Source organism: Mycobacterium novum, assembly GCF_010726505.1.
GTDB lineage: Bacteria > Actinomycetota > Actinomycetes > Mycobacteriales > Mycobacteriaceae > Mycobacterium > Mycobacterium algericum.
Genome location: NZ_AP022562.1, coordinates 4,244,069 through 4,262,620, shown reverse-complemented (window position 1 = coordinate 4,262,620; position 18,552 = coordinate 4,244,069). Strand labels below are relative to the sequence as shown.

Genomic DNA, 18,552 nt, shown 5'->3' with positions numbered 1-18,552 from the left:
AATCAATGGCCCCGCCAGCGCGGCGGCCGCTGCTCGCGCCAGGCCCGCACTCCCTCGGCGACGTCCTCGGTGGCCCCGGCGACCTTGCGCATGGTCTCCCCGAAGCGGACCGCGTCGATCCAGCTCATGCCGTCGCTCCGCCACGCCACCTCCTTGGTGGCCCGCTGAGCCAGCGGAGCGGCTTTGGTCAGGGTGTGCGCCCAGGACCGGGCCGCGTCTTGCAGCTCGTCGGGCTCCACCAGCTTCCACACCAGGCCGATGTCCATGGCGCGTTGCGCGCTCATCGGCTCTCCGGTCAACAACAGCTCCATCGCATTGGCCCAGCCCACCCGCTGCGGCAGCCGGATCGCCCCGACGATGGTGGGGACCCCGAGACGCACCTCCGGAAAGCGGAACACCGCCTCGGTGCTGGCGATCACGAAGTCGCAGAACAGCAATCCGGTCAGGCCGTAGCCGACGCACGGGCCGTGAACCGCGGCGATGGTCGGCTTGAACAGCTCCATACCGGACTCGAACGAGTTGATGGTGGGCTTCTCCCAGAACGTGCCGGCGAACGTGCCGACCGCGCCCTCGGAATCCCTGAGATCCGCGCCGGCGCAGAACACGTCGCCGGTAGCGGTCAGGATCCCCACCCAGGCGTCCTCGTCGGCACGGAACGCCTCCCAGGCGGCGTTGAGATCGGTGCGCATCGCGCCGTTGATGGCGTTGCGGGCCTCAGGGCGGTTCAGGGTGATGGTCGCGACATGGTCTTCGCACTCATAGGTGACCAGCTTCATGGCGCCCCTCCTCGTCGTCGCTACGCTCCGCATCGTCGTGGCGCGGGCTCATGGCGTCACCGTACCGTCGGAGAGGTGCGCTGGATCGTCGACGCGATGAACGTGATCGGTTCCCGCCCGGACGGCTGGTGGAAGGACCGTGGTGCGGCGATGGTCCGGTTGACCCGCCAGCTCGAACAGTGGGCGACGGCGGAGCACCAGCGCGTCACGGTGGTGTTCGAGAAGCCGCCCTCGCCGCCGATCAGCTCCGAGGTCGTGGGGATCGCCGCAGCGCCGCGGGCCGGCGCCGACTCCGCTGACGACGAGATCGTCCGGCTGGTTAGGGCCGACGACTGCCCGCACGACATCATCGTGGTGACCTCCGATCTCGGGTTGGCGCAGCGGGTCACCGAGGCGGGCGCGGCCAGCCTCCCGGCATCGCGGTTCCGCGACCTGCTCGAGGAGACATGATGGGACCACGCCTGTTTCGGCCCCGCCAGCCGCTGGCCGAGAGCGTCGAGTACTTCGGGTATTGGGACCGCCGAACGGGCGGTGCCCACCAGAGCCGAGCCCTGCCGCGCGGGGCGGCGACCATCGTCATCGACGTCGGTGACCGGCCGGAGGTGGATTTCTTCGCCACCGATGGGCGCACCCGGTTGCCGGTTCCGCCGGCGTTTCTCATCGGTGCCGGCACCGCCTCATACGTGACGCAGATCGATGCGCCTCAGACGGTCGTCACGGTTCATTTCCGGGCCGGTGGCGCGCTACCGTTCCTGGGGACGGCGTTGGGGGACCTGACCGATGCCTGCGTCGGCATCGGTGAGCTGTGGGGCCACGAGGCGATAGCGCTGCGTGAGCGGTTGACTGATGCCCCGTCCGCTGCGGCTCGGGTCAGCCTGGTCGAAACGTTTCTGTTGAACCGGATGCGGGTAGAAGGGTTTTCTGTCGACCCTGGTGTGGCCGCGGTGCTGGCATGCGCCGAACACAACCCGTCGATGCGGGTCGCGGACGCCGTTGCGCTGACCGGTTTGTCACACAGACGGCTGATCACCTTGTTTCGGGACCAGCTGGGCCTGAGACCCAAGGCCTACCTGCGGGTGCGGCGGCTACAGGCTGCGCTCAGGCGCCTTCACATGGGCCCGGTGAGCGGTGCGGCGATAGCGGCCGAGCTCGGCTACTTCGATCAGGCCCATTTTGTGCGGGAGTTCCGGGCCTTCACCGAGACAACCCCCACCGAGTACCAGCGGCGTCGTTCGTGGTTACCCGGGCATGTCGACTTCGTCGACAGCGACAAAAATATCCAAGACGGCCGTCGCCGTCATCCCAGATGATGGGGTCATGTACCGCACCCGAGAGGCCGTGGCGAGCACCGGAATCCTGGTGGCCGCGATCCGCGCCAGGGAATCCGCCCGCCAGGACGCCCTGTTCCAGGATCCGCTCGCCGACGGGCTTGCGGGGGAGCAGGGTCGGCGGATGCTGGCGGCGGCCATCGCGGACGCCGGCGATCAGTCGACCTGGGCGATCGTGGTCCGCACCCGGTTCTGGGACGAGGCCCTGCTGCGGGCGGGGATCAGGCAGGTTGTCATCCTGGCCGCCGGCATGGACGCCCGGGCCTACCGGCTGCCCTGGCCGGAGCTGACCACCGTCTACGAGGTGGACCAACCGGCGGTGATCGCCGCCAAAGCCGACCTGCTCGCCGACGATCGGCCGCGCTGCCGGCGTGTGCCGATCGGTATCGACCTGGCCGACGACTGGCCCAGCGCCCTGCAAGCCGCCGGCTTCGACGCGCACGCTCCCAGCGTCTGGCTTATCGAGGGGCTGCTGCAGTATCTCGACGAAGCGGCGGTAGCGACTCTGTTCGAGCGTGTGGATGCGCTGTCGTCGCCCGGATCGATGCTGCTCTACGACGTCGTCGGTAAGACATTGCTGGAAGCGCCGTCGATGGCGCCGTTGCTGCAAGCCATGGCGCAGCAGGGCTCGCCGTGGCTTTTCGGTACCGACGAGCCCGGACAGCTGGCCGAACGTCTCGGTTGGTCGGCCACCGTGACCGACGTGGCGGAACCGGGCATGCGCTGGAATCGCTGGCAGGCCTCCGAGGGCCCCGACCTGCCGCGCGGCTATTTCGTTGCAGCGCAGTGTTAGACGGTGGCACCGGCCGCGCTGGCTCCGGCGCGACGGCCGGCGAATACGCAGTCGGCGATCGACAGTCCGCTGACATAGGAGCGTGAGGCGACACCGATCGCGGTGCGACCGGCGCTGTAGAGCCCGGGTATCGGCGTGCCGTCGGCGTCGATGACCGCGCCGGTGTCCTCGGCGACGCGCACCCCGCCCAGCGTCAGCATCGGGGTGGGCAGCAAGACGTTTGGCCGCACCGAGATGTCCAGCAGGGTGAAAGGGGCGCGGTCGATGCGGCGGCGAAATTCGGTCGGCTTTCCGGCCGGATCCTCCGTCGCGGAGTCGATCGCGTCGTTGTGCGCGGCGACGGTGGCCCGCAGGCCCTCGGGGTCGATCCCGGCGGCTCGGGCGGCGTCCGCCAGCGTCTTGCCGCGCGCCGCGCCGGTCAACATCAACGCCGCGGCCTGGGCGCGCTGGAACCACAGCGTCTGGGTGAGCAGTTGGCGCCGGGCCTCGGCCATGAGGGTGGCGTCGGCCAGAATCCAGCCTTTGCTGCCATGGTTTTTCACCAAGGCCTGCCCCAGCGCCGCGCCGTAGCGGGTCTCGTCGATCACCCGACTGCCCTTCTCGTCGACGACGATCGAGGAGATGAACGCGCTGGGCGGGGTGATGAACCGCCACGCCGAGACATTGTCCATCCGGTCCGGCACGCCGCCGACGCTGGCCGCCAGCGCGATGCCGCTGCCGTCGTCGCCGCTGGTGCCCAACGGAAGTCCGCCGTTGAATTCCGGGGCGTAGCGCTTACGCCATTCGGTGTTGGCGATGAAACCGCCGGCGCAGATGACCACCCCGCGGCGCGCGGTGATCTCGATGGGCCGGGCATAGCGCTGCTCCAATTTCTTGAGGCGACGGTCCATCGCGGCACGCAGCGGCGGGTAGTAGACACCGGGTTTCGAGGAGATGGCGGCCAGCCTGGCATAGCGGCGCTGGATGCGCCGGGGCGCCTGGCCCATCGTCATGGCCCGCACGCCGGTCACCCGTCCCGACGGGTCCTGCGTCAGCTCGGTGACGGTGGTGTGCGGGCGGAAGTCCACGCCGAGCCGGCGGGCGGATTCGGCCAGCGGCGCATAGATCTGCTTCCCGGAGGTGCCTTTGCCGTACGCGCGGTGGCCGCGCTGCACCGGCGGGGTCACCGCACGGGAGACGCCCGCGTTCTCGCTGCCGGAGTGATACAGGTAGTAGCGATTGTTCGGGAACGACGTCTTGTAGGGGCACAGGCCCGGATTGAACGGGACCCCGTGGCGCTGCAACCAGTCGATCATCTCCGGGCTGGTGTCGACGAAGCGCTGTAGCGTTTCCGGGCTGACCGCGTCGCCGACTTCCAGGCGCAGGTAGTCCAGCATCTGCTCGGCGCTGTCGTCGACGCCGGCGGCCTGTTGGACCGACGTCCCGCCTCCGGCGTAGATGATGCCCCCGGAGATGGCGGTGGCGCCACCGCCGTTGGCCCGGTCCACCGCGATGACCTCGGCGCCGTGTTCGCGGGCGGTGATCGCGGCGGAGGTGCCGGCCGCGCCGAATCCGACGATGACGACGTCGGTCGTCACACTGGTGGTGGTCACGCGCTGTCCCCTCGATGGCATGAGCTGGTCGGCCATCAATGTAACAGTCCATAGTCACTTCCAAATGAGGGTGACCAGCGTGTATAGATGTGCATCCAGTTGCGAAGGGAACGTGTTCTAGTCATCGCGGAAAACGTTCGACTCGCCGCCTTGCGCCGTTTCGGCCGGTTCAAAGGCCAAGATGATCGGTATGGCTGTTCGGTTTCTGCGCGTTATCGCCGTGTTCGTCCTCGCTCTGACGGTGGCGGGAACGGTACCTGCCGGTGCGGCGCCGGGAGCGGATCCCGCCGCGGTGGCCGCCGATCTGGTCGCCGCCGACCAGGCGCTGCGTAACCCGTCCGCGCCCGAGCAGGTACTCGCTGCCGCGGCCCGCCGCCAGCAGGTCGCCTACCGCACCCTCGGCGCACATCCGGAGTGGGACGCCATCGTCCGCCCGCAGATCCCAGCCGCACTGCTGGAGGTCTACGACCGCAACATCGATGCCCGCCGGCAACTCATGGCACTCACCGAGCCCAAATCCACCATGCCGCCGTGGCGCGTTGTGCCACCGGTACCGGCCAACGAGCTGATGGCCGCCTACCGTGCCGCCGAGGCCGCCTCAGGTGTGCCATGGAATTACCTGGCCGCGATCAACTTCGTCGAGACCGGCTTCGGCCGCATCAACGGCGTCAGCGATGACGCTGCGCAGGGCCCGATGCAATTCCTGCCCTCGACGTTCGCCGCCTACGGCAACGGCGGCGACATCAACTCGCCGCGCGATGCCATCATGGCAGCCGGAAGGCTGCTGGCCGCCAACGGGTTTGCCACCAATCGCGACAAAGCGATCTGGGGCTACAACCATTCCGACCACTACGTGCGGGCAGTCAACGACTATGCCGCTGTCATCGGCGGCGATCCGGCCGGGTTCGCGAGTTACTACCGCTGGGACACCTACTACCGCACCACGGCCGGTGATCTGCTGCTGCCGATCGGCTACGTTTCGACGACGCGGATTCCGGTCGAGCAGTACCTGGCCGCGCACCCGCAGTAACGCCTCAGCCCGGCCGGGTCTTGGTCACCCGCACCGCCCACAGCCGTCGATCCACCCGCGCCGATTCCATGGGTCTGTGGCTCAGCGCGCCTTGAGGATCTTGATCGCGAAGACCAGGGTGTCGCCCGGCAGGATGCCCGCAGCCGGCTGGCCCTCGGGGTAGCCGTCGGCGGGAACCATCGCGACCGCCACCGTCGACCCGACCTGCTGGCCGGCGATCGCCTTCTGGAAACCCGGTACAACGCGGTCGAGCCCGAATTCCACCGGCTCGCCGCGTTCATAGCTGCTGTCGAAGACGGAACCATCACGTCCGTTGACGCCCATGTAGCAGACCGAGACGGTCGCGGTGTCCGCCACAACCGGTCCGTCGCCGGCCTTGAGGGTCTGCACCTGCGTCTGGGTCACCTTGAACGGCGCCTCCACAGCGACCCGCGGTGCGGCGGTGTCGGTGGAGCCGGTCACCGCGACACTGCCGGTCGCGCCGGGCAGCGTCCAATCGGCGGCGCCGTCGTCGGCCGGGGCCGACGACGGGCACGCCGACGGCGTCTGGTTGGCCGGCGGCACGAACAGATCGGTGACCGTCGAGGTGCGTTCCGATGAGGTATTGGTGTCGGAGCCGCCGCACGCGGTGAGCGTCATTCCCAAGCAGAGGACACCGGCGGCGAGGACATAGGGCGCACGAAAAGAATTCACCTGCGCAACGCTACAGCCCGGCTCGGCCGCACACCGGCAGTCAGCTGCCGAAAGCACGTTCGCGGCCCGGTGTACCGGACCTAGCCGGCGGTCTTCACCACGAGCTTGCCGACGTTCTTGCCGTCGAACAGCATATTGATGGCCGTCGGTAGCTGCTCGAAGCCCTCGACGACGGTCTCGAGCGGAGTGAGCTTTCCGGCGGCGATCAGCTCGGCGATCTCGCTGTTGGCCTCCGGTGCGCGCAGGAAGTGGTCGAGCACGATAAAGCCCTGCAGGGTTGCCCGCTGGATGAGCAGGTTTCCGAACGCGCGCGGCCCGGGCGGCGGGTCGGTCGCGTTGTAACCGGAGATCAGCCCGCAGAGTGCAATCCGGGCGCCGACGTTGACGCGCGCAAAGATCGCATCCATGATGTCGCCGCCGACGTTCTCGAAGTCCACGTCGATGCCGTCGGGGGTCTCGGCGGCAAGCCGGGCGCCCCAGTCGTCGGCGCGGTAGTCCACGGCCGCGTCGAAACCGAGCTGGTCGGTCAGCAGCGCGCACTTCTCCGGGCCGCCGGCGATCCCGACGACACGCGCGCCGTCGGCCTTGGCCAGCTGACCGGCGACCGAACCGACCGCGCCTGCCGCGGCCGAGACGACGACGGTCTCGCCGGGCTTGGGTTTGCCGATGTCGCGGATTCCGATCCACGCGGTGAGGCCGGTCATCCCGAGTGCACCGAGGTACGTGCTCGGTGAGACACCTTGCGCGACGTCGACGGGGAACAGCGGCATGGCGTCCGAGACGACCACATAGTCCTGCCAACCGGTCAGACCTTGCACGACCTGGCCGACCGGATAATTCGGGTTGTTCGACGCGACGACTTCACCGAGTCCGGCCGCGCGCATGACCTCGCCGATGGCGACCGGCGGTAGGTACGACGGCGTGTCGTTGATCCACATGCGGTTGGTGGGGTCCAGCGAGATCCATTCGACGCGCACCAACGCCTCGCCGTCGCCGATCGCCGGCACCGCCTGTTCGCTGAATTCGAAGGTGTCCGGGCCGATGCGGCCGGTGGGGCGCTCGCGGAGCAGGAAGCGACGGTTTCGATCGGCCATGAGCGCACGGTACCGGATGGGCTTGCGACTGGCAATGGTCGTTAAAATAGCTGGCGGACAACGGTTTTGGACAGTGCCCGAATCGGCAATCCGAGAGTGTCCGGCAGCTGCCTTCCGCAGGGTGGGCGGCAACTGGCAGACTACTGGCGTGGCACAGATAACTTTGCGTGGAAATCCAGTGACGACGGCCGGAGAACTACCCGCGGTTGGGGATGCGGCGCCCGCGTTCTCGCTGACCGGAACGGACCTCGGTGCGGTCGAGAGTGCTCAGTTCGGCGGCAAGCCGCTATTGCTGAACATCTTCCCGTCCATCGACACCCCGGTGTGTGCGACGAGCGTGCGGACGTTCAACGAGCGCGCCGCCGCCAGCGGTCTTACCGTGGTGTGCGTGTCGAACGATCTGCCGTTCGCGCAGAAGCGCTTCTGCGGTGCGGAGGGCATCGAGAACGTGACGACGGCCTCGGCCTTCCGCTCGGGCTTCGGCGGTGACTACGGGGTGACCATCGCCGACGGTCCGATGGCTGGCCTGCTTGCGCGTGCCGTGGTGGTCATTGACGCGGACGGCAAGGTTGCCTACACCGAGCTGGTACCGGAGATCGCCAGCGAGCCCGACTACGACGCGGCCATCGCAGCACTGGGCTGATCGGCCCCACCCCCCTGATCACCACCCGGGGCGGGGCTTGGTTCACCGCGTCGTGATCGATTCGGCCTCAGGTTTGAGGTAGCTGACCAGGCTGACATCGAGCATCTCGTCGGTGAAGTAATGCTGGCATCCGCGCAGGTACTTCATGTAGCGCTGGTAGACCTGCTCGGATTGGATCGCGACGGCCTCGTCCTTGTGGGCTTCGAGTGCGTCACCCCAGATCTGCAAAGTCTTGATGTAGTGCGGCCGCAGGGAGAGGGCTTCCGGGACCACGAATCCGGCCTTCTCGCCGTGCTGAACCATCATCTCGGTGGTGGGCAGCCGACCGCCGGGGAAGATCTCGGTGACCATGAACTTGATGAAGCGCGCGGTTTCGAAGGTGAGCTTCTTGCCGCGGGCGTTGAGGTCGTAGGGGTGGTAACTGACGCTGCTCTGGATCGCCATTCGGCCGTCGTCGGGCAGGATGTCGTAACACCGGGCGAAGAACTCGTTGTAGCGGTCATGACCGAAGTGCTCGAATGCGCCGATGGAGACGATCCGGTCGACCGGTTCGTCAAAGCACTCCCAGCCCTCCAGCAGGACCTGGCGGCTACGGGAGGTGTCCATCGCGTCGAGTGACGCCTGGGCGTGGACGGCCTGGTTCTTGCTCAGGGTCAGGCCGATCACGTTGACGTCATATTTCTCGATGGCGCGCCGCATGGTCGCGCCCCAACCGCAGCCGATGTCGAGCAGCGTCATCCCCGGTTGCAGGCCCAGTTTGCCCAGCGACAGATCGATCTTGGCGAGCTGGGCCTGCTCGAGCGTCATGTCGTCGCGTTCGAAGTAGGCGCAGCTGTAGGTCTGGCTGGGATCGAGGAACAGCCGGAAGAACTCATCGGACAAGTCGTAGTGGGCCTGTACATCGTCGAAATGCGGTTCGAGATCTTTGGGCATAAGGCAGCTGCTTTCTGGCACTAGTAGGTTCCGAAGGCCAGGGCCACGTTGTGACCGCCGAACCCGAACGAATTGCTGATGGCGTAGTGGTAGTCGCCCAGCCGCGGCTGGCCGGCAACCACGTCCAGATCGATTTCCGGGTCGAGGTGGTGCAGGTTGAGCGTGGGCGGGATCGCCCCGTCGCGTAGCGCCAGAACGGTCAGGATCGCCTCGACGGCGCCGACCGCGCCGACCGAATGGCCCAGCGCGGATTTCGGTGCGTAGACGGCTGGTTGGTGGCTGCCCATCGCGTTGTGGATGGCCTGCGCCTCGGCCAGATCACCGATGCGGGTGCCGGTCGCGTGGGCGTTGATGTGGTCGATGTCAGACGGTGCCAGCCCGGCGAGTTCGATGGCCCGGGTCATGGCGTAGCCGGCCCGTTCCCCGGACGGGTCGGGCGCCACGATGTGGTAACCGTCGGAGGTGATCGCCGCGCCCATCAGCCGGGCCAGGATGGTGGCGCCGCGCGCTTTGGCGTGCTGTTCGGTTTCGATGACCAGCATCGCGGCGCCTTCACCGAACACGAACCCGTTGCGGTCCCGGTCGAACGGGCGGCAGGCGCCGGCCGGGTCGTCGTTGGTCGTCGACAACACGATGCGCATTGCGGCGAAGCCGGCGATCGGTACCGCCTCGATCTTGGTCTCCACGCCGCCGCAGATGGCGATGTCGGCTTCGTCGTAGACGATGTCACGCCAGGCCTGGGCGATGGCCTCGGCGCCGGAGGCGCACGCGGAGACCGGCGTCAGCACCCCGGCCTTGGCGCCGCGTTCCAGGCCGACCGCGGCGGCCGCCGCGTTGGGCATGTACTTCTGAACTCCCAACGGCGACACGCCTTTCATGCCGCGCTCGACCATGCCCTGATAGCCCCAGACCAGTTCTTCCGGGGAGCCCAGGCCGGTACCGATCGACACCATCAGGCGGCGGGTGTCGACCTCGGGGGATCCGGCGTTGGCCCAGACCCGTCGGCCCAACACGGTGGACATCTTCTGCAGATACGACAACCGGTGCAGTTCCTTGCGGGTCAGCTCGTGGTCGAACTCTTCGAGTAGGTGTCCGCCGATGCGCACCGGCAGGTTGTACTGCTCGACGAACGGGTCGTCGAGGTGGCGGATGCCGCTCTGACCGTCCAGCAACTTCTTCCAGGTGTCGTCCACGGTGGCGGCGAGCGCCGTCGTCATGGCGACGCCGGTGACAACCACATCGGGAAATCCGTTGCCCGTCGAGAACCTGGTCATGGTCGTTTATCCGGTTTCCTGGCGGCGAATCACTTGCTGAGGGTGAACTGGCCGACGTTGCTGATGCCGCGGCGGAACAGATCCGCGCAGCCGGTGAGGTAACGCATGTAGCGCTGGTAAACCCCTTCGGACTGCAGCGTGATCGCTCGTTCGCGGTTGGCCGACAGGTTGGCCGCCCAGATCTCCAGCGTCCGCACGTAGTGCTCGGGCAGGAACTCGGCGTGCTCGAGGCGGAAACCGGCGGCCTTCGAGTAGTCATAGATGTCGTCGAGGCCCGCCATCTGGCCGCCGGGAAAGATCTCCTTGCCAAGGAACCGGACGAACCGCAGATCGTCCATGGTGATTCGGATGCCGTGCTCGCGCCAGTAGGTCTGTGGATGGGTGAAGATGCTGTGCAGCAACAGCCGGCCGTCGCGCGGCAACAGATCGTAGGCGCGCTCGAAGAATGCGGCGTAGCGAGACTTCTTGAACGCGTCGAACGCCTCCACGGTGAAGATACGGTCGACGTGTTCGTCGAACTCCTCCCAGCCCTGTAGACGAGCCTCGACGTGACGGTCGGTCGGCAACCTCGCCAAGGTGGCGGCGCTGTAGGCGCAGTGGTTGCGGCTGAGCGTGATGCCGATGACGTTGACGTCGAACATGGTCACGGCTCGGACCAGCCCCGCGCCCCAGCCGCAGCCGATGTCGAGTACGGTCATGCCGGGTTCCAGGTTCAATTTGCGCAATGCCAGATCGTATTTGGCGTTCTGGGCCTCTTCCAGGGTCATGTCCCCGCGCTCGAAGTACGCACAGGTATAGGCCATGCTGGGGTCCAAGAACAGCGAGAAGAACTCGTCCGAGATGTCGTAAGCCGCCTGGGATTCTTCGTAGAACGGCTTCAGATCGGTCATCGTCGTCACCTCCGGTGTGTCCTTACCTGGTCGGCTTCTCCATCGTGAATTGGCAGACGTCGGTGTAGCCGTCGCGGAAGAGCTCCCGGCAGCCGGTCAGGTATTTCAGGAAGGTGTCGTACATCTGCTCACCGTTGAGCTCGATCGCTTCATCCCGGTGGGCCTCTAAGGCCCTGGCCCAAGTGTCCAGCGTGCGAACGTAATTCGAGCCGATCATGTGGTGTCGGGTGATCTCGAAGCCACATCGGCTGGCGTGTTCGTCGACCACGGATATCATCGGCAGCCGGCCGCCCGGATAGATCTCCTTGCGGATGAAGCTGATGAAGCGCATCAGCGACATCGTGCGCTTGAGCCCCATCTGCTCGGCTTCCGCTTCGGAAGGCACCACGATCGAATGCAGCAGCATGACCCCGTCGTCGGGCAGGACCTGATAACACATCTTGAAGAAGTCGTCGTAGCGCTCGTAGGTGCCCACGCCGTCGGCGAAATGCTCGAAGGCGCCCAGTGACACGATGCGGTCCACCGGTTCGTCGAACTGCTCCCAACCTTGCAACCGCACCTGCCTGGATCGCGGGCTGTCCATCTCGGCGAACTTGCGTTCGCAATGGGCCACCTGGTTTTCGCTCAGTGTCAGCCCGATCACGTTGACGTCGTACTTCTCGATGGCGCGCCGCATCGTGGACCCCCATCCCGAGCCGATGTCGAGCAGTGTCATCCCGGGCTGCAGTCCCAGCTTTCCCAGCGCCAGGTCCACTTTCGCCAGCTGTGCCTGTTCCAGCGTCATGTCGTCGCGCTCGAAGTAGGCGCAGCTGTAGGTCATCGTCGGATCCAGCCACAGCCGAAAGAACTCGTTGGACCGGTCGTAGTGCGATTGGACGTGCGCAACGTCCGGCTTGAGTTCGGTGTCGGTCATCAGCTTTCTCCCGCTAGGTGGTTAGCCGCGGCCAGGCCGCCACGCACCGAATCGTGGGCGCAACGCTGAACCCACTCGTACCCGCTGCACAACGGTCAGCGGTCTCAGCTCGGCGGGATTGCCTATTGAGAACCGAGGCGCGCTGCCGCGCAGGTTTCCCCGGCGAAAGGCGCCCCAAACGCTGATCGGAGGATTTTTTCGCAGCCGTCAGCCGCCGTCTTGGCGCCCGGGTGAAATGCGCTTGACCAGTGGTAGCGCGACAACGCCGCGGGGCGGAGACCGGTGATGTCAGACCTGAGCCCGGAACGCCCGAAGCATCTGCACCGGGGGTCCGGCGCCGGTCATGGTGATGCCGGTCGGCGGTCGGCGTCCGGCGAGCCAGCGCACCAGGTTCTCGGTGCTCCCGCAGACGGTGACCTCAGCAGCCGATAGAGGCCCGGCGGAGCACCGAATGGTGTTGTCGGCAGTGGCGACGGTGACCCGCACAGCGGCCGGCAGCTTGTTGCGTTGATGGTGCAGCAGTAACGGGATGACCGTGCTCAGGGTCGCCGGCACCGCATGGGCGCTCCCGGTGGCGCGGGTGAGGTCGTCGTGGTGGGTCCAGTACTCGAACAATGCCAGCGGCGCCACCCGCGGCCGCAGCAGCAATCGTGGCACCGGGAGCCGCAATCGGTTGACCAGGGCTGCGAAACCGTGTCGGCGCTCAAGGCGAATGGCGTTGTCGACCAAGGTCGGCGGGCCCGCCACCGCCACGCCGCGCACCGCCAGCGACCGTGCGATGAACGTGGTCAGGCCGCCGAGGCGCTCCTCGGCCACCAAATGCGATGCGAGATCCAGCGCGGTCCAGTCACCGCAACCGGTCGGCGCCGAGGCGCCGGCGGCGAGCAACGACGCCGCAAGTGCTGCCCGTTCGGCCGCGATGTCGGCGGTGATCGTCACGACCTACAGTCTGGACCGGATTGCGCACCGATGGGCGGGGATACGCCTTCGGGCACCCGGCAGCGACAATGAAACTAGCCGTCGAACAGCATGCGGGCGATGCGTTCGACGGTGCGCATGGGATCTGTGGCCTTCACCGCCGCGTCGACGGCGTCGTTGAGCCACAACGTGACGAAGCCGTGCACCAGCGACCAGGCCGCCAGCTCGGCGCCGGTCGGGTCGTCACGGGCGTGCGGGTCGGCCAGCCCGGCCACGCCGCGGGACAACTCCGCGGCGGCCGCCGCCTCTGCCGCACCCAGGCCAGGATCTGCGGCGTCAAGCAGCGACTTGTCGAACATCACCTGGTAGTGGCCCGGATGGGCGAGGGCGAACCGTACGTAGGCCAGGGCGGCGTCGATGAACCGTGGCCGAGCCGCGGTGAGTGCCTCGGCCAGCAGCCGAAAACCTTCGGCGGCCAATGCGGTGAACAGGCCGCGCCGGTCGGTGAAGTGATGCGCCGGGGCCGCATGTGACACCCCGGCGGCGCGCGCCAGCTCCCGCAGCGACATCCGGTCCGCACCCTGTTCGGCCACCATGCGGGCGGCCTCGGACAGGATCGCCGCGCGTAGATCGCCGTGGTGGTACGTCGAGCGAGCCATGACGAGCAGCATACCCCGAGTCTTGACAGCGACTAGATACGACTCGTAATCTCGGCGGCGGTAACTTGGCAACGTCTAGATTGGAGGATGGCCGTGGTGCCACTGATCGCACTGCTGGTCGGCAGCGTCGTCGCCCGGATCGCCGGCTGGTGCGGTATCGACTACGTCGACGGCTGGGTCCGCGCGATCGCCGTCGGCCTGGCCGCGATGTTCGTGGTCACCGGGGCGGCGCATTTCGCACCGCCGCTGCGACGCGATCTGATCGCGATCGTTCCGCCGGCGCTGCCCGCTCCGGGCTTGCTGGTCAGCGTGACGGGTGTGCTGGAACTCGCCGGGGCGGTCGGTCTGCTGATGCCCGCCACCCGCGGCGTGGCGGCCGTCGGTCTCGTGCTGTTGATGCTGGCGATGTTCCCGGCCAACATCTACGCAGCCCGGATGCCGGCTCCGCCCAAGTCGATGACGACGCGACTGTCGGTGCGCACCGCCGAGGAGATCGTGTTCCTGGCCGCGGCTGTGGTGGTCGCCGTCGCCGGTTAGACGCTCGGGCTGCGACCGTCTTCCGGCAGGTCCCAGCACGTAGGATCGCACCGTGCAGACTGACGTGATGACCGTTCCGCAGCCCTTGGGAAAGGTCGGCGCATTGGCCCGGCGCACCCAGGCCGCGGGCTTCTCGGGCCTGCTGTTCACCGAAGCCGGTCGTACCGCATATCTCAACGCCGCCACGGCATCTCAGGCCGCTCCCGGAGTGGAGCTTTCGACCGGAGTCGCGGTTGCCTTTCCGCGTAGCCCGTTCGTCACGGCGGCGACGGCCTGGGAGTTGCAGGAGGCGACCGCCGGGAAGTTTCGACTGGGTCTGGGAACCCAGGTTCGTACCCACGTCGTGCGGCGCTACGGTGCGGCGTTCGACCGCCCCGGCCCTCGGCTGCGTGACTACGTGCTCGCCGTGAAGGCGTGTTTCGACGCGTTCCGGACGGGGACGTTGAACCATCACGGAGAGTTCTACGACCTCGATTTCATCACTCCGCAGTGGAGTCCCGGACCCATCGAGGCGCCCGACCCCAAAGTCGATGTTGCGGCGGTGAATCCGTGGATGCTGCGGATGGCAGGCGAAGTGGCCGACGGTGTGCACGTCCATCCGCTCGGCGAACCCGGCTACCTCACACGTCACGTGGTGCCCATGGTGGCCGAAGGCGCCCGGAAGGCGGGCCGCGCACCGTCGGACATCGCCATCATCGTGCCCGCGATGACGATCGTCGGCGACAGCGATGAAGAGCGACACCGGGAACGAGAGTTGGTGCGCGCCAGCATGAGCTTCTACGGCAGCACCCCGAACTATGCGTTCATCTGGGATGAGGCCGGCTTCGAAGGCACCACCGCCCGACTCCGCGAAAAGCAGAAGGCGGGCGACTTCGCGGGCATGGCGGCACAGATCACCGATGAGCACTTGGCTACCTTTGCGACCGAGTCGACCTGGGATGAATTGGCCGACAAGCTGCTCGACAAGTATGGCGCAGTGGCGACTCGGCTGGTCTTGTACAACGCTCTCGGCGATCCAGAACGCTTTGAGCGGTACGGCCAGATCGCGCGCCGGATCTCCGGCGGTTAGCGCTACGGGGCCGTCCGCCAGGGCTGCTCGTTGCGTCGCTGCCGATCCCGCTCGCGGTCTTGATCCTGCGCCCAGAAGTCCTCGAAGCGTTCTCCCGGATGCACATTGGGCATTCGGTTCATCAGGTTGCTCAGCCAACGCGGCGGGCGGTCCGGCTCCCATTGGGGAACCACGGCGCTGAGCGCGGCCAGCGTCTTGAGGATGACGAAAATCCCGAACAGCGTGCCCGGCGCGTCCGTGGCGGCGATCCCGGCGAAGCCGAGCAGCAACGTCAGCTGCACGACCATCACTCGGCCCAGTCCGACGTCGGCGGCGCGTTCGAGGTCGCGGAAGGACCATCGGCGCAGATGGACCAGATCGAGCAGGAAACCCACCGCCAGAAACAGCAATACCGACAGACATCCCCACCCGACGCTGCGCCAGTCGAGGTCGATCAGCTGAAGCTGCGGCGCCCGGTTGTGAGTCAGCAGCGCGAGAATGGCCCCGAGGAAGGCCCCGTGGGCAGCACAGAAAGCCAGACTGACCAGAGTGAAGCCCGACAAGAAGGAAGAGGTCGCCGGGCCGCCGGTTCCCGGGCCGCGATAGCGGAAATGACCGGATTTGGGTGAGAGACGTTGGTGCACGGCGATGCGCGCCATCATCAACAGGCACATCGCGACGTTCTCGAACCAGTACACCACCAGCGTCGTTGCGCCGGACCAATGCTGACCGAACCAGCCGAAGGCCGGTACGGCGATCACTCCGAGCGCCGCGAACAACTGAGCCGGTGAGTTTGCGGAACCGCGCCGCGGAACCGGCGAGGTCACGGTCCAACCCGAGGTCGTGCCTCGCCCAGCCTGGCGACCCAGCTGGGGGCCCGCGGGCAGATCGAGGCCGTGGCGCAGTCGACCCCGAGCAGCGCCTGAATGCGGTTGGCCACAGCTCATTCAAGCACTCGCGGTGCGCCGTGAAGCCGCCAAGCGAGGCCCCAATTCACCGCACGTGCTACGAGGCCTCGGCCCGCCGGTCGGGGGCGCTGCCCTCGAGTAGTACGCGTGCGACGAGTTCGGGGTCGTCGGCCATCGGCACATGGCCGCACCCCGACAGTCGGATGTGGCGGGCTTGGGGAGTCGTCGCTCGGCGATCCGTGCCTGATAGGGCAGCAGGATCCGGTCACGCGCGGCCCAGGCGACGGTCACCGGGATGTCGGCCGGGATCTCGCGGTGGAACACTTCGGCGGCCGGGAAGATCTTCTTCATCGCGGGGACGGCCCGCCGCATGCCGTTGAGGTCGGCCACGAACTCGTCGGCCGGGATCCGGTCGGGGTGGGCCGACACCACCGCGCCCATCATCCGCCTGGCCCGCGCCGACCGCGCGAGCGTCGGGACCACGGGCGCCAGTGCGCGGGCGCTAGTAGTCAGACACCAGAAGACGAACCGGATGTAGGCGAAATCGAGGGCGTTGTGCCAGTACGCGGCGGGGGACAGCACGGTCGCGCTGGCTACCAGATCATCTGCGGCGGCCTCCAGCGCGATCCGTCCGCCGAGCGAATTTCCGGCGATGTGCGGGCGCTCCAGACCCAACTGGTCCAGCATCGCGACCAGCTCGGTACGCAAGGTTCCTTGCACATCGCCGTCGCGGACCACCAGGTCGTGGGACTCGCCGTGCCCGGGAAGGTCGAAGAGCACCACGGTGCGGTGGTCGGTGAGGTGCTCAAGCACCGGATACCACGCCTGCCTGCGGTGGGTGATCCCGTGGACGAGCACCAGCGGCGCACCGGTGCCGTGGACCTCGTACTTCAGCATGTCGGTGCTCCTTCGCGGCCGGGGCGATTTCGATGTGAGGCAACCGTAGCGTTCCCGCGGTGCCCGGTTTCGTGGGCTGTGCGGCGTGACTCGCGGATCAGCGGGTCGCGCCGTGCAGATTCCTAGCGGTCGGGGATGTCGGTACCGTCGACTGATCCGGGTGTGTACCGAGCAGCCGATCGGCGGTGCCGGTGGTGGTGATCGTGAACCAGTAGTTCTCGTTCTTGAAGTGGTGCTGGCGGTGATTGCGCCAAATCGACCGGTAGGCACTGGTTTTCGGCTTGTAGTCGGTGTGGATGAGGTAATGGGTCCACTCGTAGACCAACCCGAGGCCGGTCAACACGACCACCGATGTTAGTCCCAGGCCGAGCCGGTTGGAGACGAGCAACGGCACCGCGACGGCAGTCGGGATCAACCAGAGCAGGGTCTGTCGGGGTATGAAGATCAGCTCGACCTGCCGCGGGTCACGGTGATGCTCGCGGTGTTTGCGCGCCAGCAACGGATCCAGGGTGAAGCGGCCGGCCGAGCGGGGCCGCCAATGCAGGATGCCGACATGGATGACCCACTCGAACACTGGAAAAGCGACGATCATAAGCGCCGGCAGCACAGCATCGGTGAGTTGCCAGTCGCCGACGGCGATCCGGGCGGTCAGCGCCGCGATGAACGTCAGCGCCAGGCACCAGGGGGAGGGATGGCGCCAAAACTCCCGGCCCGCATCGGACAGCGTGAGGCGGCATCGCGCACGGGTGGTCATTGCTGTTGGTCCAAGCCGGACAGGGCGGTGAGCAGGGCGTCGGTGGCCGGTGCGAGCAGCTCGACGGCGGCGCGGCGGGCGCCCGCCGGGTCGCCGGCGGCGATCGCCTGTGCCACCCGCTGGTACGGCTGCGGATGGCTGACCTCGACGGCCATCACGGTCGCAAGGGCTTCCAGGGCCGGTTCGTAGGTGACACGCAGCGTGTTGAACATCAGCCGGAAGACGATGGAGTCGGCGGCATCGACGACGTGGTCCCAGAACGTCAGTGCCGCGCGCTGACGCTGCACCGGGTCCGCTTCGGCGACAAGGGCGTCCACGGCGCCGTTGAGCACCGCGGCCGCCTGCGGGCCGCTGCGCTGGGCCGCCAGCTCGGCGACTTTGGGCCCGTTGTGCAGCCGGGCCTCCAAGATGCTGCGCACGACCTCGAGGTCCAACTCCTCACCGCGTACCAGCAGGCGGGGCAGCAGGTCCAGGCCCGCGTGACGGCGATAGTCCCGCACGGTGGTGGCGTCGCCGTGCCGGACTTCGATCAGGCCGGCAGCGTTGAGCCGAGTGAGTGCCTCCCGAACCGCCGGTCGGGACACGCCGAGCACTTCGGCGAGCCGGCGCTCGTTCGGCAGCACCTCGCCGGGTGCCATCTCGCCGCTGAGCACCTCGGACATGATCTGCTCGAAGACGTGTTCGGGTACCGAGCGTCGAGTCACCTGCCGCAGAGCCATACTGCCAACTTGCCCGATTCGTGGCCAGAGGTCAAGTGGTCAGACCAGTTCTTGAATGTCGAGGTGAAGATTTCACGACGATGTCGGTTGAGGCAACGTATGGCAGCTTGTGCCGTGCCCTAGGGCCGAAATCAGCTGTCCGGATCTACGGTC

Annotated in this window: 21 protein-coding genes; 7 read left to right on the top strand and 14 right to left on the bottom strand. The window is 67.2% G+C overall.

The genetic code is table 11. The features are described 5' to 3' along the window. Nucleotides 1-2: 2 nt before the first annotated feature. Entirely contained in the window at nucleotides 3-776 is a 774-nt protein-coding gene (locus G6N19_RS20090) for an enoyl-CoA hydratase/isomerase family protein (RefSeq protein ID WP_013828948.1), read from the bottom strand. Nucleotides 777-851: 75 nt separating this feature from the next. Here G6N19_RS20090 and G6N19_RS20085 point away from each other — a divergent pair, with 75 nt between their 5' ends. Genes G6N19_RS20085 through G6N19_RS20075 form a run of 3 tightly spaced genes read left to right on the top strand, consistent with a single transcriptional unit; the run spans nucleotide 852 to nucleotide 2,897 of the window. Beyond that, a complete protein-coding gene (locus G6N19_RS20085; protein WP_013828949.1) occupies nucleotides 852-1,226 on the top strand; it encodes an NYN domain-containing protein in 375 nt (124 codons plus the stop codon). Further along, the gene (locus G6N19_RS20080; protein ID WP_041317879.1) at nucleotides 1,223-2,086 is read left to right on the top strand and encodes a helix-turn-helix domain-containing protein; all 864 of its coding nucleotides are present in this window, start codon (nucleotides 1,223-1,225) and stop codon (nucleotides 2,084-2,086) included. Before G6N19_RS20085 ends, G6N19_RS20080 begins: the two co-directional genes overlap by 4 nt. A 7-nt stretch (nucleotides 2,087-2,093) precedes the next feature. Continuing rightward, nucleotides 2,094-2,897 (top strand): SAM-dependent methyltransferase, encoded by an 804-nt coding sequence (locus G6N19_RS20075; protein WP_083040320.1) that lies wholly within the window; start codon nucleotides 2,094-2,096, stop codon nucleotides 2,895-2,897. On the opposite strand, the gene G6N19_RS20070 is transcribed toward G6N19_RS20075, so the two are convergent. Further along, nucleotides 2,894-4,510 (bottom strand): FAD-binding protein, encoded by a 1,617-nt coding sequence (locus tag G6N19_RS20070; protein ID WP_193466462.1) that lies wholly within the window; start codon nucleotides 4,508-4,510, stop codon nucleotides 2,894-2,896. The two genes, G6N19_RS20075 and G6N19_RS20070, sit on opposite strands and share 4 nt — an antisense overlap. A 169-nt stretch (nucleotides 4,511-4,679) precedes the next feature. Between G6N19_RS20070 and G6N19_RS20065 the strand changes: the two genes are divergently transcribed. Further along, nucleotides 4,680-5,519, top strand: a complete 840-nt coding sequence (locus G6N19_RS20065; RefSeq protein ID WP_013828953.1) for a lytic transglycosylase domain-containing protein — start codon at nucleotides 4,680-4,682, stop codon at nucleotides 5,517-5,519. A gap of 81 nt (nucleotides 5,520-5,600) precedes the next feature. Here the strand turns inward: G6N19_RS20065 and G6N19_RS20060 are convergent, their stop codons facing one another. Then, nucleotides 5,601-6,158 carry an FKBP-type peptidyl-prolyl cis-trans isomerase gene (locus G6N19_RS20060; protein WP_013828954.1) on the bottom strand — a complete coding sequence of 186 codons (558 nt, stop codon included), beginning with the start codon at nucleotides 6,156-6,158 and terminating at the stop codon, nucleotides 5,601-5,603. A 134-nt stretch (nucleotides 6,159-6,292) separates the two neighbouring features. After that, nucleotides 6,293-7,306 carry an NADP-dependent oxidoreductase gene (locus tag G6N19_RS20055; protein ID WP_083040285.1) on the bottom strand — a complete coding sequence of 338 codons (1,014 nt, stop codon included), beginning with the start codon at nucleotides 7,304-7,306 and terminating at the stop codon, nucleotides 6,293-6,295. A gap of 148 nt (nucleotides 7,307-7,454) precedes the next feature. Between G6N19_RS20055 and tpx the strand changes: the two genes are divergently transcribed. Beyond that, nucleotides 7,455-7,949 (top strand): thiol peroxidase, encoded by a 495-nt coding sequence (gene tpx, locus G6N19_RS20050; protein ID WP_041319831.1) that lies wholly within the window; start codon nucleotides 7,455-7,457, stop codon nucleotides 7,947-7,949. 42 nt (nucleotides 7,950-7,991) lie between these two features. On the opposite strand, the gene G6N19_RS20045 is transcribed toward tpx, so the two are convergent. From G6N19_RS20045 to G6N19_RS20020, 6 genes are all read right to left on the bottom strand, one after another. After that, complete coding sequence (locus G6N19_RS20045) at nucleotides 7,992-8,882, bottom strand: cyclopropane mycolic acid synthase family methyltransferase (protein ID WP_193465505.1); 891 nt, start codon at nucleotides 8,880-8,882, stop codon at nucleotides 7,992-7,994. Nucleotides 8,883-8,902: 20 nt separating this feature from the next. Beyond that, a complete protein-coding gene (gene kasB / locus G6N19_RS20040; RefSeq protein WP_013828959.1) occupies nucleotides 8,903-10,156 on the bottom strand; it encodes a 3-oxoacyl-ACP synthase KasB in 1,254 nt (417 codons plus the stop codon). A 29-nt stretch (nucleotides 10,157-10,185) separates the two neighbouring features. After that, complete coding sequence (locus G6N19_RS20035) at nucleotides 10,186-11,046, bottom strand: cyclopropane mycolic acid synthase family methyltransferase (RefSeq protein ID WP_013828960.1); 861 nt, start codon at nucleotides 11,044-11,046, stop codon at nucleotides 10,186-10,188. Nucleotides 11,047-11,068: 22 nt separating this feature from the next. Further along, complete coding sequence (locus G6N19_RS20030) at nucleotides 11,069-11,959, bottom strand: cyclopropane mycolic acid synthase family methyltransferase (protein ID WP_013828961.1); 891 nt, start codon at nucleotides 11,957-11,959, stop codon at nucleotides 11,069-11,071. Nucleotides 11,960-12,247: 288 nt separating this feature from the next. After that, entirely contained in the window at nucleotides 12,248-12,898 is a 651-nt protein-coding gene (locus tag G6N19_RS20025) for a maleylpyruvate isomerase family mycothiol-dependent enzyme (RefSeq protein ID WP_193465504.1), read from the bottom strand. A 74-nt stretch (nucleotides 12,899-12,972) separates the two neighbouring features. Next, the gene (locus G6N19_RS20020) at nucleotides 12,973-13,536 is read right to left on the bottom strand and encodes a TetR/AcrR family transcriptional regulator (protein ID WP_041319832.1); all 564 of its coding nucleotides are present in this window, start codon (nucleotides 13,534-13,536) and stop codon (nucleotides 12,973-12,975) included. Nucleotides 13,537-13,629: 93 nt separating this feature from the next. Here G6N19_RS20020 and G6N19_RS20015 point away from each other — a divergent pair, with 93 nt between their 5' ends. Both G6N19_RS20015 and G6N19_RS20010 read left to right on the top strand, forming a co-directional pair. Then, nucleotides 13,630-14,073: a DoxX family protein gene (locus G6N19_RS20015; RefSeq protein ID WP_041319834.1), complete on the top strand. Its 444-nt coding sequence runs from the start codon at nucleotides 13,630-13,632 to the stop codon at nucleotides 14,071-14,073. 52 nt (nucleotides 14,074-14,125) lie between these two features. Then, nucleotides 14,126-15,142 carry a TIGR03617 family F420-dependent LLM class oxidoreductase gene (locus tag G6N19_RS20010; protein ID WP_193465503.1) on the top strand — a complete coding sequence of 339 codons (1,017 nt, stop codon included), beginning with the start codon at nucleotides 14,126-14,128 and terminating at the stop codon, nucleotides 15,140-15,142. Between the two features lie 2 nt (nucleotides 15,143-15,144). Here G6N19_RS20010 and G6N19_RS20005 read toward each other — a convergent pair whose 3' ends face one another. The 4 genes from G6N19_RS20005 to G6N19_RS19990 form a co-directional block, all read right to left on the bottom strand. Further along, on the bottom strand, nucleotides 15,145-15,948 hold the full coding sequence (locus tag G6N19_RS20005) for a DUF6498-containing protein (protein ID WP_232062443.1): 804 nt from the start codon (nucleotides 15,946-15,948) through the stop codon (nucleotides 15,145-15,147). 120 nt (nucleotides 15,949-16,068) lie between these two features. Next, nucleotides 16,069-16,926, bottom strand: coding sequence for an alpha/beta fold hydrolase (locus G6N19_RS20000; RefSeq protein WP_193465502.1), 858 nt, complete (start codon nucleotides 16,924-16,926; stop codon nucleotides 16,069-16,071). A gap of 97 nt (nucleotides 16,927-17,023) precedes the next feature. Continuing rightward, nucleotides 17,024-17,680, bottom strand: coding sequence for a sterol desaturase family protein (locus tag G6N19_RS19995; RefSeq protein ID WP_013828968.1), 657 nt, complete (start codon nucleotides 17,678-17,680; stop codon nucleotides 17,024-17,026). Next, entirely contained in the window at nucleotides 17,677-18,399 is a 723-nt protein-coding gene (locus tag G6N19_RS19990) for a FadR/GntR family transcriptional regulator (protein WP_013828969.1), read from the bottom strand. The genes G6N19_RS19995 and G6N19_RS19990 overlap by 4 nt, the downstream gene beginning before the upstream one ends. Nucleotides 18,400-18,552 lie beyond the last annotated feature (153 nt).